Genomic DNA, 14,147 nt, shown 5'->3' with positions numbered 1-14,147 from the left:
GTATCGAGTGCGTGAACGCCCGCCGACCACGCCCGTCTGCCGCGCCCGGTAACCTGGCCAGGTGACAGGCTCGGAAGCACCCCCGCCCACCCCGCAGGCAGCGCCGGCGTTCCGGCTCGCGTACGTCCCGGGCGTGACCCCCGCGAAGTGGGTGCGGGTCTGGCAGGAGCGCTTCCCCGACGTACCCCTCGGCCTCCAGGCGGTGACCGCGGCCGAGGCGTCCGACCTGCTCCGGGAGGGCGGGGCCGACGCCGGTTTCGTACGGCTTCCGGTGGACCGTACGTTCTTCAGCGCGATCCCCCTCTACACCGAGACCACGGTCGTCGTCGTCCCCAAGGACCACGTGATCGCGGCGGTCGAGGAGGTCACCACCGAGGACCTGGCCGACGAGGTCGTCTTCCACCCCCTCGACGACGTCCTCGACTGGGAGCGGCCACCGGGGGAGCCCGCCTTCGAGCGGCCCGCGACCACCGCGGACGCCGTCGAGCTGGTCGCGGCGAACGTCGGTCTGCTCGTCGTCCCCCAGTCGCTGGCCCGCCTCCACCACCGCAAGGACCTCACCTACCGGACGCTGGTCGACGCCCCCCAGTCGAGCGTCGCCCTGTCCTGGCCGGAGGAGGCGACCACCGACCTCGTCGAGGACTTCATCGGCGTCGTCCGCGGCCGCACGGTCAACAGCACCCGGGGCCGTACGACGTCCCAGAGCCCGTCCGCCCCGGAGCAGCCGAAGCGCAAACGCCCGGACGCAGGCGGCAGCGCACGTCGGCAGTCGGGCACCGGCCGACGGGGCGGTTCTGCGGGCGGCAAGGGTGCCAAGGGAACCAAGAGCACCGGCCGGGGCAAGCCCCGCCGCAGGTCGTAGCGGGGTTCACTTCGGCGGCAGACCCGCCGCGAAGGCACGCCCCTCCTCGATCCAGGCCCCGAGCACGTCGTCCTCCGTGAGAGCGTCACCGGCGATCAGGATCCAGCCCTTCATGGGCCGGCCCGTCATGTCGAAGATCCGCGTGCCGGGCCTGGCCAGGGCGGCATCGGTGCCGTCCGGACCGACACGGACCATCAGGTCGTCGCCGCTCACGCCGACGGCCATGTTCCCGTGTGCCAGGAACGCGATACCGCCGAACATCCGCTTCTCGGTGATCTCCGGCCGGCCCCCGAGCCGCTCCCGGATCCGCTGGGCGAGCCCTTCGTCGTACGCCATGACGCCCTCAATCGATGGGTGATGTGAGCCCGTGCTCCGGATGGCTCCGCCTCCAGGATCCCCGCACCGGCCGCCGGGCGCGCGGCGCGGGGATCCCGTCGGGCGCGCGGCGGCTCAGGGGGCGTACGTGGCCTGCTGGGCCGTACGGATGACCGTCTGCCCGTCGGCCTGGCCGAGCAGGCCCGCGCTCGCCCAGGCGTTCACCGTGGACCGCACCCGTGAGACCAGCGCGCCCTTGCCGGTGAAGGGGGCCCCGGCCCAGATCTCGTCCAGCAGGGTGGTGCCGTCGGGCTTTGCGGGGTTGGTCACGCCGGAGTCGGAGTCGCCGAGGATCACCCGGGGTTCCGAACGCCGGAAGTAGGCGTGGGTGGGATCCTCCGTGCCTTCGAAGAAGGGGGCGAACTCGGTGCCGCCGAGGGTGAAGTGGAGCGGTTTGCCGGAGACCGGGGTGAGCGAGGGCAGCAGGTCGCCGGAGAGGCCGGCGTTGCGGTAGAGGCCCAACTGGAGGTAGCTCGTCGTGGAGTTGCGGCCGACGAGGTTGATCGGGCCGTAGAAGAGCGATTGCAGGGACCGGTCGTCGAGGGCCTTCTCGACTCGGAGGCGGAACGGCATGGAGATCTTCACCGTGTCGCCGCTGCGCCAGGTCCGCGACACCGTGAAGTAGCTCCCCGGCACCGGAGTGCCGCTCACCGCAGCGCCGTTGACCGTCACCCGGAATCCGGCGGTCGCCCACGACGGCACCCGCAGCCGCAGGGCGAGGTCCGAGCCGGCGCCGCCGAAGGTGAGCGTGGTGCCCTGCTCGCGGGGGAAGGACGTGGTCTGGGTGACCGTCACGCCCTTTTCGGCCCAGGTCAGTTGGGACGGGCTGTACAGATTGACGTACAGGGCATTGCCGTCGGCGGCCTTGAAGTACACCGAGTCCTGGTACTTGGTGGCGCTCTCCATGCCCGTGCCCTCGCAGCAGGTCGTGCCCTGCTTGGGCGTGTAGTCGCGCACATGGCCCGGCGTGAGCCCGATGAAGTACGTGACCAGCGGCTTCTCGGCGTCGGCCTTGTCCTGCTTGGAGCCGAGGACCTGGTTGTACAGGGCCCGCTCGTAGTAGTCCATGTACTGCGGCCGCTGCTCGTGGAAGAACAGGGCCCGGCTCAGCTTCAGCATGTTGTACGCGCAGCACGTCTCCGCGTCGGTGTCGCTGATCGTGCCCGCGATCACGCCGCGCGCCTTCCAGAACTCGGCGGTGCTGGTGCCGCCGATGCCGTACATGCGATGCGGTACGACCATGCCCCAGAAGTTGCGGGCGGCGTCGAGATAGCGGGCCTCGCCGGTTGCGTCGTACAGCCGCAGGTACCCGGTGAAGATCGGTATGTGCTGGTTGGCGTGCAGCCCGTCGAGGATGTCGGTGTCCGCGGCGCAGTTGTCGATGAGCCGGTCGAGGTCGAACAGCCGTGCCAGCGCGAGGTGTTCGGCCTTCCCGGTGATCGAGTGCAGATCGCAGACCGCCTCCACGATCCCGCCGAACTCACCGCTGGAGAACAGCCCCCACATGCGCTGGAGCGTGGCCTCCGGCAGCTTGGACAGGCGTGAGTACATCCAGTCGCAGATGCCGGACGCGAGATCGAGGGCCCGTGCGTCCTCGGTGGCGAGGTAGGCGTCCAGCACGCCCCGGAGGATCTTGTGCGCGGTGTAGTACGGCGCCCACACCTTGGTGTAGTCGCTGGTGGTCCTCGACTCCAGGTCGATGAACTGCGTCTCCGGATACGCCGCCAGGAACCCGGGGTGGCTGGGGCCGCCCCAGGTCCGGCGCAGGGCGGCGGCGGCCAGGCCGCGTCCGGATGCGTCCGCGAACGTCCCGCCCGAGGTCTCGTCGAAGGCGTACGACGCCAGGTCGCCGCGCCCGGCGGACACATCTGCCGCCCGCGCGCCCTGCAACTCGGTGATCTCGGCGGCGCTCAGGGCGCGCGACCAGACGTTGAACTCGTCGTAGGCGCCCGCGAAGACGGGGTCGGCGGCGAAGTTGGAGCGGCCGAGCCAGTTGTTGGCGAGGGTGCCGAGCGCGGCCGGGGTGAGGGTCATCGCCGTGTTCCGGGCCACGGCGGACCCGTTGACGTACAGCGTTCCGGTGCCGCCGCCGATGGTGACGGCGAGGTGGCTCCACCGGCCGAGCGGCAGTGCGGCGGTGCCGTCGAGGCTCTGCTCGCCGCCGGGCCCGCCGGTCGTGACGGCGAAGCGCGGCACACCGTTCGCGTTGCGGGCGGCCAGGTACAGATACCGGGTGTTGTTGTCGCCGAAGTCGAAGACCCGCGCCCAGTTCGCGTCGTGCGTGGGCTTCACCCAGGCGGACAGGGTGATCGCCGGGGCGCCCCCGAGGACGGCGGCGGGGAGATCGACGTACTGGTAGGAGCCGCGGACGTTCTCGGCGGCCGTGCCGAACCTGCCGGCGACGCTCAGCACGGCAGGGTCCGCGCGCAGCGCGGCCCGTACCTCGGTCAGCGCCCCGATCATGGTGCCGATCCGGTCGGTGAACACCTGCTCGCCGGTACCGGCGCAGGCCTGCGCCAGCATGGTCAGGAAATGCCCGGTGTAGTGCCCGCGCAGATTGCCGTTGGCCTCGCCGTCCAGCCCCTCCCAGCCGCCGGGCGCGACGGCGCCGCCCGTGGCGAGGCCGGCGTTGGCCCGGAACACCTGGAGCAGCCGGTTCACGTCGTAGCCCCGGGCGTGATCGAGCATCAACTGCCGCTTGTCGGCGAAGAGTCCGGGCCGCAGGGCCACGTCGTCCAGGGCGAACGGCTGCACGGACCAGGCGGTCGGAACGGCGGTCACGGCCTGCGCCTCCTGAACGGCGGCCGCTGCCCGGCCGGTTGCCGTGTGGCTGATCGCGGGGGCCGCCGCGGCGAGCGCGGCGGTCCGGAGAAGGAATCTTCTGGAGAGGGGCGGTGCCATGGGTGCTCCTCCACGCAGGGGTCGTCATGTTCGTGATTACGAACAGTGTGCGAAAGGTCGACCAGACGCTATGCGTGGGGTGAGGAGGCGTCAACGGTGCCGACGTGATTGGCACTCGGGTACTGGACCCGCGCGATGAACTCGGGCACCGGGCCGGCGAGATCGAGGAGACGGAGGTCCGGACCGCGGGCCGTACGGCCTAGTGATCGTGCGTCAGGACGAAGTCCAGCGCCGCGCTCACGTTCACCAGGCCCGCTCCGGTGGCCTCGTCCGGGCCCCGGCGGGCCGGGATGTCGAAGGCGTTCTTGCCGGTGGTGACATCGGTGGCGGTCATGGCCAGCGCTTCGGCGATCTGATCCGGCTGAAGCCCGGGCCGGGCCTCGAGGAGCAGTGCAGCCGCTCCCGCGATCTGCGGTGCCGCCGCCGACGAGCCGGAGAACAGCGCCCAGCCGTCGTCGCGCGCCGTCCCGTCGCCCTCCGCGCTCTCGTCGACGTCGATCGAGCAGCCCGGCGGGATCGGCAGCATCAGGTACTGGGCCAGCGGCGCCAGCCCGACGAGCCCGGAGACCGTGGGGACGACGACACCGGCGAACCAGGGGCTGGCGTAGCCGCTGGTGTAGTCCGACGCGCGCAACCTGCCCTGCGGATCGGAGAACACCCCGCCGGCCGACAGCACCCCTGGCACCTGCGGCTCGATCGAGAAGTGACCGTTGCCCGCGGCGAACACGACGACGATGCCCTGCTCCACCGCGTCCAGGATCTCCAGCGTCCACACCCGGTCGGTCTGCGCCAGCGGTCCGTCCTCCGGGAAACCGACCTGCCCGCCCCAGGAGTTGGTCAGGACCTGCGGCCGCTCCGCCTTCGCCCTCATGAAGCCGGCCGTGGCGGCGGTGAGCTTGCCGTTGGGGCCGCTCGCCCGGTACGGGAGGAGGCGGGCGCCGGGTGCCACGGCGAAGATGTTCGCCGACTCGCCCGTGCCGTGCCCCACCGGGTCCTCGTCGGGACGTGTCCCCGGGGCGACCGCCACGGTCGGGGTGACGTCGTAGCCGTGCCTCGTGAAGTAGGCGTGCGGCGCCTGCCCGGTGTCCACCATGGCGACCCGTACGCCACGTCCCACGTGCCCCCGCTCGTGCGCGGGCGTCGCGTTGAGCAGCCGGGACACGTCGTCGGGCAGTGTGAGATGGAAGCTCGCGACCAAGGGAGGCCGCGCTGTCGCCGGGAGCAGGCGCATCGGCACGCGCGGCTCCTCCAGCGCTACGGCCTCGATGCTCGGCTCACCGGGTGCGGTCCCGATGCCGAGGGCGCCCGGCTGGCGGTCGCCGACGATGTCGAGATGCGTCACGGCACGCCGCCGGCCCATCTCGACCCGCTGCTCGACCTCGTAGCTCACGATCCGGCCCGTGGTCAGCTGCTCGAACGCCGCCGGTGTCCCGGCCACGGCGAAGCCCAGCATGCTCTCGGCCGTCACGGTCAGACCGGCCTGCCGGGCGTGCTCCTCGGCCCGTTCCCTGACGTCCGGCTCGGCGTGGAACGGCAGCGCGGACGTGGGGTTCGCCGCCTCGGTCATCGGCACCCCGCCCTGCGACCGCGCCGACACATAGCCATACACGGTGTCCGGGACGTTCTGCTCGTAACTGGGGGTTCTCGTGGTCATGGGTCCCTCCGGAAGGTGGGCGCCCGGACACACATGTCACGGCAGCTGGTCACGCGCGCCGAGCGCGCCTGCCTCTCAATCGTCCCATCGGTGGCCAAAAGTGGCAAAAGGCGCTATGGGGCGGTCCAGTTGGAGGGAGTCCGCCCGGCTCGGTCGCCCGACGGGCGACGCGGCGGGCGACGCGGCGGTCAGTCGGAGTTCGCCGCCCGCACGAGCCAGTCGTACGCCGCCCGTGCCGTGAACTCCGCCTGTCCGCCCCGCACCAGCAGCCCGGCCGTCGCGAACTCCGGTGCGTCCGCCTGCGCGGCCACGTACGGGACCGCGATGCACCGCATACCGGCCGCGTGCGCCGCGGCGGCACCCGGGGCCGCGTCCTCCACGACCACACAGTCGGCGGGATCGGCACCCAGCCGGGCGGCCGCCTCCAGGAAGACGTCGGGGGCGGGCTTGCCGTGGGCGACCTCGTCGGCCGAGACGACCGTGCGCAGCTGGGCGTCCAGGCCCGTGCCGGCCAGGATCGCCGTGATGGCCTCGAACGACGAACCCGACGCCACGGCCATCGGGACCCCCTCGGTCGCGAGCAGCTCCACGAACTTGCGCATCTCCGGGTACGCGCGCGTGGCGGCGCGCGCGAGCTCCAGATAGCGGCGGTTCTTCGCGGCGAGGAGTTCCTCGACGGAGGCGCGCAGGCCGTACTCCCGCTTCCAGAGCGTGACCGTCTCCAGGGTGCTGATCCCGACGTAGCGCTCGTGGTCGGCCCACGTGAAGTCGGGCACCCCGTGCTCGGCCAGGACCTGACGGCCCGCCTCGAAGTAGTTGGGCTCGCTGTCCACGAGGGTTCCGTCGAGATCGAAGACGACCGACATGCCGCTGAGTCCGCTCATGGGCCCAGGATGTCAAAGGTCATTTCCGCGCGGCCGTCCGCCCGATCGACTCCACCAGCGGCAGCAGCCGCTGGGTGACGCGCTCGCGCAGGGCCACCTCGGAGCGGGTGCGGACCACGCCGGGCAGGCTGATCAGCTTCTGGATCACGTCCTCCAGGTGGGCGTTGTCGCGGGCCACCACCCGGGTCAGCAGATCCCCGCCGCCCGTGATCGAGAACGCCTCGACGATCTCCGGTACGGCGGCGAGTGCGTCGCCGACGTCGTCGAGATGGCCCTGCGTGACCTCGATGTGCACGAACGCCAGCACCGGATGGCCGAGCGCGGCCGGCGAGAGCGTCGGCCCCGTGCCGGTGATCACGCCGTCCCGCTCCAGCCGGTCGAGCCGGGCCTGGAGCGTGCCGCGGGCGACGCCGAGGATGCGGGCGTACTCACGCACGCTGGTGCGCGGCTGCTCCAGCAGCAGCCGCAGGATGCGGGTGTCGAGCTCGTCCACGGCCATGATGTCCCGGTCCTCCAAGCATGTGGTCCGTTGGTCCGCTGATGGACGCGCCGGGACCGATATTCCTGTACCAATGGCACAGCATAGAGGATGTCACTTGAGCCAGTCTCCGCATGGATGCTGCAATGGACCGGTCGATGGCGCTGCGGATCCCCGCGGCGCCTTTTTCATGCAGATGCGAAGGGGCGGTATTCAGTGCTGAAGAGGGTGTTCGTGGCGCCGGACCCGGGGCGTGCGCGGCTGCGCTTCGCCGTGCGGGCCGTCCTCGGCATCGGACTCGCGGTCGTCGTCTGCCAACTGGCCGGACATTCCCTCGTCGGCGCCGTCACCGGTGGCCTCGCCGCGCTCCTCGCCCTGTTCACCGTCACCGACACCACGGTCCGCGGGCAGGCGGTCACCACCGCGCTGCTGCCGCTCGTCGGCCTGCCCGTCCTCGCGGCGGCGGCCGAGCTGCACGACCACCCCGTCGCCCGCGACCTCGCCTTCCTCGCCGTCGTCGGCGTCGGCGTCTACGCCCGCCGCTGGGGGCCGCGCGGACACAGCCTGGGCGTGTTCGCGTTCATGACCTTCTTCGTGGCGCAGTTCCTGCACGCCACCCCCGGGCAGCTGCCCGAGCTCTACGCCGCCGTCCTGCTCTCCCTGCTCACCGCGGCCGCGGTGCGGTTCGGGCTGTGGTGCTACGAGCGACGGATGCCCCCGGCGCCCGTACCCGCACCGCCGGGCGGCGGCGGACTGGCCCGCGTCACCACGCGCCAGGCGATCCAGGCCACCGCGGGCGCGGGTTTCGCCCTGATCGTGGGACAGCTGGTGTCCGGGCAGCGCTGGTACTGGGCGGTCGGCGCCACCTGGTGGATCTTCGTCAACACCACCTCGCGCGGCGAGACCCTGGTCCGCGGCTTCCGCCGGGTCCTCGGCACGCTGATCGGCATCGGCCTCGGCCTGCTCGTCGCCGTCCCGCTGCACGGGGCGCCGGTACCCACGGCCGCGCTGCTCGCCGTCTGCGTCTTCGGGATCTTCTACACAGCCGCCGTCTCCTACACCTGGATGATGCTCAGCGTCACCCTGCTCGCAGAGCTCCTCTACGGCCTTCTCGGCGTCCTGGAGCCCGGCCTGCTGGCGCTGCGGCTCGCCGAGACCGGCGTCGGTGCGATCGGTGCCGTACTGGCCGTGCTGTTCGTGCTGCCCGTCACCACGCACGCCATCACCGACGCCTGGGTCCAGCGCGCCCTGCGCTGCGTCCACGCGGCCACCGCCGAGGCCGCGGCGCGCCTCGCGGGGGACGAGAGTGCCGACCCGGCCTCCCGGGTCGCCGAACTGGAACAGCTGCTGGGCCGCGTACGGCTCTCCCTGGCCCCGCTCGTGCACCCGCTGAACCCGATGCCGGCCCGCAAGCGGCGCGCCCGGCGGGTGCTGGCCCTGCTCGACGACTGCGCCCGGGAGATCCGCGGCCTGGCCGCCGTCGCAGCCGACCCCGTGGCCTCGCACGACGCCCGGCTGGCCGCCGCGTGCTGGCGGGTCGAGGCCGCGGTGGAGGCGCTGACCGGCGGTACGGACCTCGGGGTTCCCGCGGACCGGCCGGCGGCTGCGGAGCCTGCGCTGGCGCATCTGCACGGTCTGGAGCGGGCCCTGGTCGAACTTGCGCAGCCGTTGCGGGCGCCGTCGGGTTCTCCGCTGGTCGCTCCGCGGGTTTAGCCGGAATCGGTGAGTGTGCGTCTGCGGGCGCGTCGTGGGCGGTCGGGTGTCTGCGGGTGCGTCGTGGCTGGTCGCGCAGTTCCCCGCGCCCCCTTCGGGGCGCTGACCTGACCGGCGCTGCCCCGAGCTTGGTCTAGACCGATGGTGATCCGCTGCTACCGTCGGGCCCGACGGCACTCGACCGGAAGGGGACTGCGGTGGCAGACGTCGGCAGGCGGGGCAGGCGGGCCTACATCGGGTCGTTCACGGCGGCCGGAGGTCATGGCATCACCACGGCGTCCGTGGCCGCGGACAACGGCGCGCTGACCGTCCAGAGCGGGGTGCGGGACGTGCCCGACCCCGCGTACCTGGCCCTGTCGCCCGCCGGCGACACGCTCTACGCGGCCAGCGAGACGGCCGACGGCACGGTGGTCGCGTACCGAGTGACCGGCGCCAAGCCCGAGCTCCTCGGCTCGCCGGTCCCGGTGGCCGGCAACGGCCCCACGCACCTCAGCGTCTTCGACGGTCACGTCCTGACCGCCAACTACGGCTCCGGCAGCGTCACCGCCGTGCCCGTCCGCTCCGACGGCACCCTCGCGGACTCCCCGCCCATCGTGCTGCGGCACACCGGCTCCGGCCCCCACGCACCGCGCCAGCAGGCACCGCACGCCCACCAGGTGCAGCCCGACCCGAGCGGCCGCTGGGCCGTCAGCGTCGACCTGGGCACCGACTCGGTGCGGGTGTGCACCCTGACCGACGGCACGCTCGAAGTGCACCGGGAGATCGCCCTGCGTCCCGGTTCCGGCCCGCGCCACCTGGCCTTCCACCCGCACGGCCGGTATGCGTACGTAGTCAACGAACTCACGCCGACCGTCACCGTCTGCCACTGGGACGCCGACGACGGCACGCTGAAGCCGCTCACGGAGGTGCCCGTGCTGCCTGGCGCCCCGGCCGGCGACGCCTACCCGTCGGGGATCGTGGCCTCGCCCGACGGCCGCTTCGTATGGACCGCCACCCGCGGCGAGGACGTGCTGTCCACGTTCGCAGTCGAGGACGAGGACCTGCGGCTGGTCGGCACGGTGCCCTGCGCAGGGCACTGGCCACGCGCGCTGACCGAGGCCGACGGGTTCCTGTACGTCGCGAACGAGCGCTCCGGCGACGTGTCCTGGTTCGTCCTGGACCCCGACCGGGGACTCCCGCGCTACGAGGGCTCCATCGAGGTGCCCGCGGCATCCTGCGTGGTCCTCGGACCCGACCCCGCCGTGTGACCGGACGCCGAAGGGCCCGTCCCCGGTGCGGGGCGGGCCCTTCGGCGTTACGGCTGTTGACGTGCGCGTCAGCGCACCGACGTGCCCTGCGGCTGCGGCGGGGCGATGCCCAGCGCCGTCGTGTACATCGACAGGGCCAGCTTGCCGATCGCCGGGTACGCGCCGAGCGACTCGGCGGCGGAGCAGCCCGCCTCCTGCGCGGCCTCCGCGATCAGGCTCGGGTCGATCTCCGGCCCTATCAGGTACGGCGCCAGCGCCAGCTGCTGCGAGCCCGAGGACCGCAGCTGCTCGGCGACGGCCGTGATCGAGCCCTCCTGGTCCAGGGCGGCCGCCATCACCGGCACGGCCAGCCGCGCGGCGAGCAGCATGCCGGTGATCCCGGCCGCCTGCACGGCCTCCTCGCCGCCGACGGACGCCAGGATGATGCCGTCCGCGGCCGTGGCCACGGTGAACAGGCGGGCGCGGTCGGCGCGGGCCAGCCCGGCCTCCGACAGGCGCACGTGCAGCGCCTCGGCGAGCAGCGGGTGCGGGCCGAGCACATCGGTCAGGTCGGCCGCGACACGGCTGTCCATCACGGCCTGGCGGATGACACGCAGCAGCGCGCTGTCCGGGCCGGCGAGCAGCGGCACGACGACGGCGACGGGGCCCTCGGGCTCCTTGGCCTCCACACCGGCGGCGAGCGCCTGCTCATAGCGGGCGGTGCGCTGCTCGGCGGCATGCACCAGCACCGACTGGAGCGTGGGGAACTCCGCGTCATCACCGTCGACGTACCCGATGCGGGCGTCGAGGCCGGGGAGCTCGGAGCGGGCGATGCTCACGACCTCCTCGGCGAGGCCGCGGGTGGCGGCGCTAGGCGTGCCCGGCACCGCGAGAACAAGCGAGGGCGCACCCTCGGGAGCCGCCAACGGCTCGGGTCGGCGGTGCCGCCCGGGCTGACGAGGTCGCGGCATTCGTACTGGCAGGCCGGACGCGGGCCCAGTGGGGGAGCTCATGGCGACGCATGTTACTGGCTTCTTGGGCTCCCCTGTTCGGGGAGGGTGCAGGTGAGCGGTATCCGTCCGCTTTTGTCTGATTGAGTTACCTGCGGTGTGGAAGTGGGCGACGTAGCAGGATCAGTCCCCTTTTTCGGTCACCACGCAGAGCATCGCCTCGTCACTGGGCAGAGTCAGCCGATCCGTCGCCAGGTCGGTCGCGATGCGCACCGACCCCTGCAGCGGATCCCCGTCGGCCGGCACCCGCCGTGCCTGCGGCAGCCGCTTCGACAACTCCTCGTCCAGGGGTGCGACAAGAGGGGCGCCCATGTTCAACAGACCACCGGTGACCGTGACTTGGGGATCCCCGGTGGCGGGGCAGACCGCGGCCGCGGAGTCCGCCATGTGCCGTGCTGCGGCCCGCAGGATGCCCGCGGCGACCGGATCGCCGTCGGCGCAGCCGGCCACTTCGGGAGCGAAGGAGGCGAGGACGGCGGGGCGGTCCGGGCGCGGGTAGAGCTTGCCGGGCAACCCGCGCGCCGGGCCGAACATCCTTTCCGCGCGGGCGAGAAGGGCCGGCGATCCGTCGGGCCGTCCGTCGTGCGCACGCATCGCCGCCTCGAGCCCGGCCCGCCCGATCCAGGCACCGCCGCCGCAGTCCCCGAGCAGATGACCCCAGCCGTCCGCACGGCGCCAGCGCTTCAGGTCGGTGCCGATCGCGATGAGTCCCGTGCCCGCCGCCACGACCGCACCCGGCCGAGCCCCGAGGGCACCCACGTACGCGGTGACGGCATCGGCGACCAGGGCGACCCGCCTGGTGCCGAACTCGCGCTCCAGAGCGCCCGGCAGTTCGGCACGCAGCCCGTCGCCCAGGCTGGCGAGCCCGGCGGCCCCCACGGAGACCGCGCCCGGCGCCGCGATGTCAGACTCGGCCACCGCCGCCCGCACCATGGGCACGAGCTGTTCCATGAAGTGCCCGGCGTCGATGCCCCGTTCGCCGGTGCGAACGGGCTCACGCGACTCGCGCCGGGCCAGCACCCCACGGCCGACCTCGCCGACGACGATCCGCATGCCGGATCCGCCGGAGTCGACCGCGATGAACCCGGCACCGCCGGTCACGGCAGGCGCCAGTCCACGGGCCGGCCGCCCTGGCCGACCAGGAGGTCGTTGGCGCGGCTGAACGGACGGGAGCCGAAGAAGCCGCGGTCGGCCGACATGGGGGAGGGGTGGGCGGACTCCACCGACGGCAGACTGCCCAGCAGCGGGCGGAGGTTACGGGCGTCGCGGCCCCAGAGGATGGAGACCAGCGGCTTGCCGCGCGCGGCGAGTGCGCGTATGGCCTGCTCGGTGACCTCCTCCCAGCCCTTGCCGCGATGGGCGGCCGGTTTGCGCGGGGCCGTGGTGAGCGCCCTGTTGAGCAGCAGCACACCCTGCTCGGTCCACGGCGTCAGATCACCGTTGGACGGCTGCGGCAGCCCCAGGTCCGTGTTGAGCTCCCGGTAGATGTTGATGAGGCTGCCCGGCAGCGGACGTACGTCGGAGGCCACCGAGAAGGACAGGCCGACGGCATGTCCCGGGGTGGGGTACGGGTCCTGTCCGACGATCAGGACCCGTACGTCGTCGAAGGGCTGCTGGAAGGCCCGCAGGACGTTCGGCCCGGCCGGCAGATAGGTGCGTCCCGCGGCGATCTCCGCGCGCAGGAAGTCGCCCATCGCGGCGATCCGTTCGGCTACGGGTTCCAGAGCCTTCGCCCAGCCCGCTTCGACGATTTCATGCAAGGGTCGTGGTGCCACGGGCGTCACCCTACTGCCGTAAGGGCAGCGTTGATCAACCAGTGGCCAAGGCCGGGCCGTAAGCCGCCACGGCTCATGCGATCACCGCGGCCCTGACACACAGCACGTCCGGCAGGTGGGAGGCCAGCTGTCGCCAGCTGTCGCCGTCGTCCGCGGAGGCGAACACCTCGCCGTTGCGGTTGCCGAAGTAGACGCCCGCCGGGTCCGCGTCGTCCGTGCACATCGCGTCGCGCAGCACCGTGCCGTAGTGGTCCTCCTGCGGCAGGCCCGCCGACAGTGGCTCCCAGCTCTTGCCCGCGTCCGCCGTACGGAAGACGCGGCAGCGGCGGTCGGCGGGGACGCGGTCGGCGTCGGCGTTGATCGGGAAGACGTACGCCGTCTCGCCGCGGTGCGGGTGGGCGGCCGCCGCGAAGCCGAACGTGGACGGCAGGCCCTCGCCGATGTCGGTCCAGTTGGCGCCCGCGTCGTCGCTGCGGTACACACCCCAGTGGTTCTGGAGATACAGCCGGTCCGCGTCCGCCGAGTCCTGTGCGATCTTGTGCACGCACTGGCCGAACTCCGGGTTCGGATCCGGCAGGAACACCGCGGAGACACCCGAGTTGGACGGCGCCCAGCTCGCGCCGCCGTCGGCGGTCCTGAACACCCCGGCGGTCGACACGGCGACCGTCACGGCCTTCGGGTCGCGCCGGTCGGTGATCACGGTGTGCAGGCCCTCACCGCCGCCGCCCGGCACCCACTTCGACCGGGTGGGGTGCTCCCACAGCGGGCGGACCAGTTCGAAGGTCTCGCCGCGGTCCGCCGAGCGGTACAGCGCCGCCGGTTCCGTGCCCGCGTACACCACGTCCGGCTCGGCGGCCGCCGGGTGCAGCTGCCACACCCGCTCCAGGGAGGCGTCGGTGTCCTTGGGGAACTTCACGGCCGGCCGGGCCGGTTCGGTCCAGGTGCGGCCAAGGTCGTCGGAGTGGAACACGGACGGGCCCCAGTGCGCGCTGTCGCCGCCGGCCAGCAGCCGCGGGCGCTCGCTGCGGGTGTCGATCGCGACCGAGTACACGGCCTGGGCGTTGAAGTAGGGACTCTCGTCGAACTCCCAGGTGTCACCTCGCCTGCGCCCGATGAACAGGCCCTTGCGTGTCCCCACGGCGAGCAATACCTCGGTCATGCCGATCACCTCCGCGACGCCTTTGTCTCAGACACGGGCCAGTCTGCACCCAGGCACTGACAGTCACCTCTGGAAACGGCGACGCCGCAGGTCAGCGCGGCGATGATAGC

Annotated in this window: 12 protein-coding genes; 3 read left to right on the top strand and 9 right to left on the bottom strand. The window is 72.5% G+C overall.

Annotation, left to right across the window (positions count from 1 at the left end):
- Window positions 1-61: 61 nt before the first annotated feature.
- Window positions 62-862, top strand: coding sequence for a LysR family substrate-binding domain-containing protein (locus tag PGH47_RS05195; protein ID WP_271662452.1), 801 nt, complete (start codon window positions 62-64; stop codon window positions 860-862).
- 6 nt (window positions 863-868) lie between these two features.
- Here the strand turns inward: PGH47_RS05195 and PGH47_RS05190 are convergent, their stop codons facing one another.
- The 5 genes from PGH47_RS05190 to PGH47_RS05170 form a co-directional block, all read right to left on the bottom strand.
- Window positions 869-1,198 (bottom strand): TfoX/Sxy family protein, encoded by a 330-nt coding sequence (locus tag PGH47_RS05190; protein WP_271662451.1) that lies wholly within the window; start codon window positions 1,196-1,198, stop codon window positions 869-871.
- A gap of 114 nt (window positions 1,199-1,312) precedes the next feature.
- A complete protein-coding gene (locus PGH47_RS05185) occupies window positions 1,313-4,138 on the bottom strand; it encodes a beta-L-arabinofuranosidase domain-containing protein (RefSeq protein ID WP_271662450.1) in 2,826 nt (941 codons plus the stop codon).
- 199 nt (window positions 4,139-4,337) lie between these two features.
- A complete protein-coding gene (locus PGH47_RS05180) occupies window positions 4,338-5,792 on the bottom strand; it encodes a S8 family serine peptidase (RefSeq protein WP_271662449.1) in 1,455 nt (484 codons plus the stop codon).
- Between the two features lie 188 nt (window positions 5,793-5,980).
- Entirely contained in the window at window positions 5,981-6,676 is a 696-nt protein-coding gene (locus PGH47_RS05175) for an HAD family hydrolase (protein WP_271662448.1), read from the bottom strand.
- Window positions 6,677-6,695: 19 nt separating this feature from the next.
- Complete coding sequence (locus PGH47_RS05170) at window positions 6,696-7,175, bottom strand: Lrp/AsnC family transcriptional regulator (RefSeq protein ID WP_269641895.1); 480 nt, start codon at window positions 7,173-7,175, stop codon at window positions 6,696-6,698.
- Between the two features lie 195 nt (window positions 7,176-7,370).
- On the opposite strand from PGH47_RS05170, the gene PGH47_RS05165 reads away from it, so the two are divergent.
- Window positions 7,371-8,867, top strand: coding sequence for an FUSC family protein (locus tag PGH47_RS05165; protein ID WP_271662447.1), 1,497 nt, complete (start codon window positions 7,371-7,373; stop codon window positions 8,865-8,867).
- A 197-nt stretch (window positions 8,868-9,064) separates the two neighbouring features.
- Entirely contained in the window at window positions 9,065-10,114 is a 1,050-nt protein-coding gene (locus PGH47_RS05160) for a lactonase family protein (protein WP_271662446.1), read from the top strand.
- Between the two features lie 68 nt (window positions 10,115-10,182).
- On the opposite strand, the gene PGH47_RS05155 is transcribed toward PGH47_RS05160, so the two are convergent.
- From PGH47_RS05155 to PGH47_RS05140, 4 genes are all read right to left on the bottom strand, one after another.
- The gene (locus PGH47_RS05155) at window positions 10,183-11,106 is read right to left on the bottom strand and encodes a sirohydrochlorin chelatase (RefSeq protein ID WP_271662445.1); all 924 of its coding nucleotides are present in this window, start codon (window positions 11,104-11,106) and stop codon (window positions 10,183-10,185) included.
- Between the two features lie 120 nt (window positions 11,107-11,226).
- The gene (locus tag PGH47_RS05150; RefSeq protein ID WP_271662444.1) at window positions 11,227-12,204 is read right to left on the bottom strand and encodes an N-acetylglucosamine kinase; all 978 of its coding nucleotides are present in this window, start codon (window positions 12,202-12,204) and stop codon (window positions 11,227-11,229) included.
- Window positions 12,201-12,878, bottom strand: coding sequence for a uracil-DNA glycosylase (locus PGH47_RS05145; protein WP_030957367.1), 678 nt, complete (start codon window positions 12,876-12,878; stop codon window positions 12,201-12,203). The genes PGH47_RS05150 and PGH47_RS05145 overlap by 4 nt, the downstream gene beginning before the upstream one ends.
- A 73-nt stretch (window positions 12,879-12,951) precedes the next feature.
- Complete coding sequence (locus PGH47_RS05140; protein WP_271662443.1) at window positions 12,952-14,037, bottom strand: WD40/YVTN/BNR-like repeat-containing protein; 1,086 nt, start codon at window positions 14,035-14,037, stop codon at window positions 12,952-12,954.
- Window positions 14,038-14,147 lie beyond the last annotated feature (110 nt).

The organism is Streptomyces sp. HUAS 31 (assembly GCF_028198125.1).
Lineage (GTDB): Bacteria > Actinomycetota > Actinomycetes > Streptomycetales > Streptomycetaceae > Streptomyces > Streptomyces chartreusis.
Note: the sequence above shows the minus strand (reverse complement) of the source record. Positions and strands in the feature narration are given on the sequence as shown.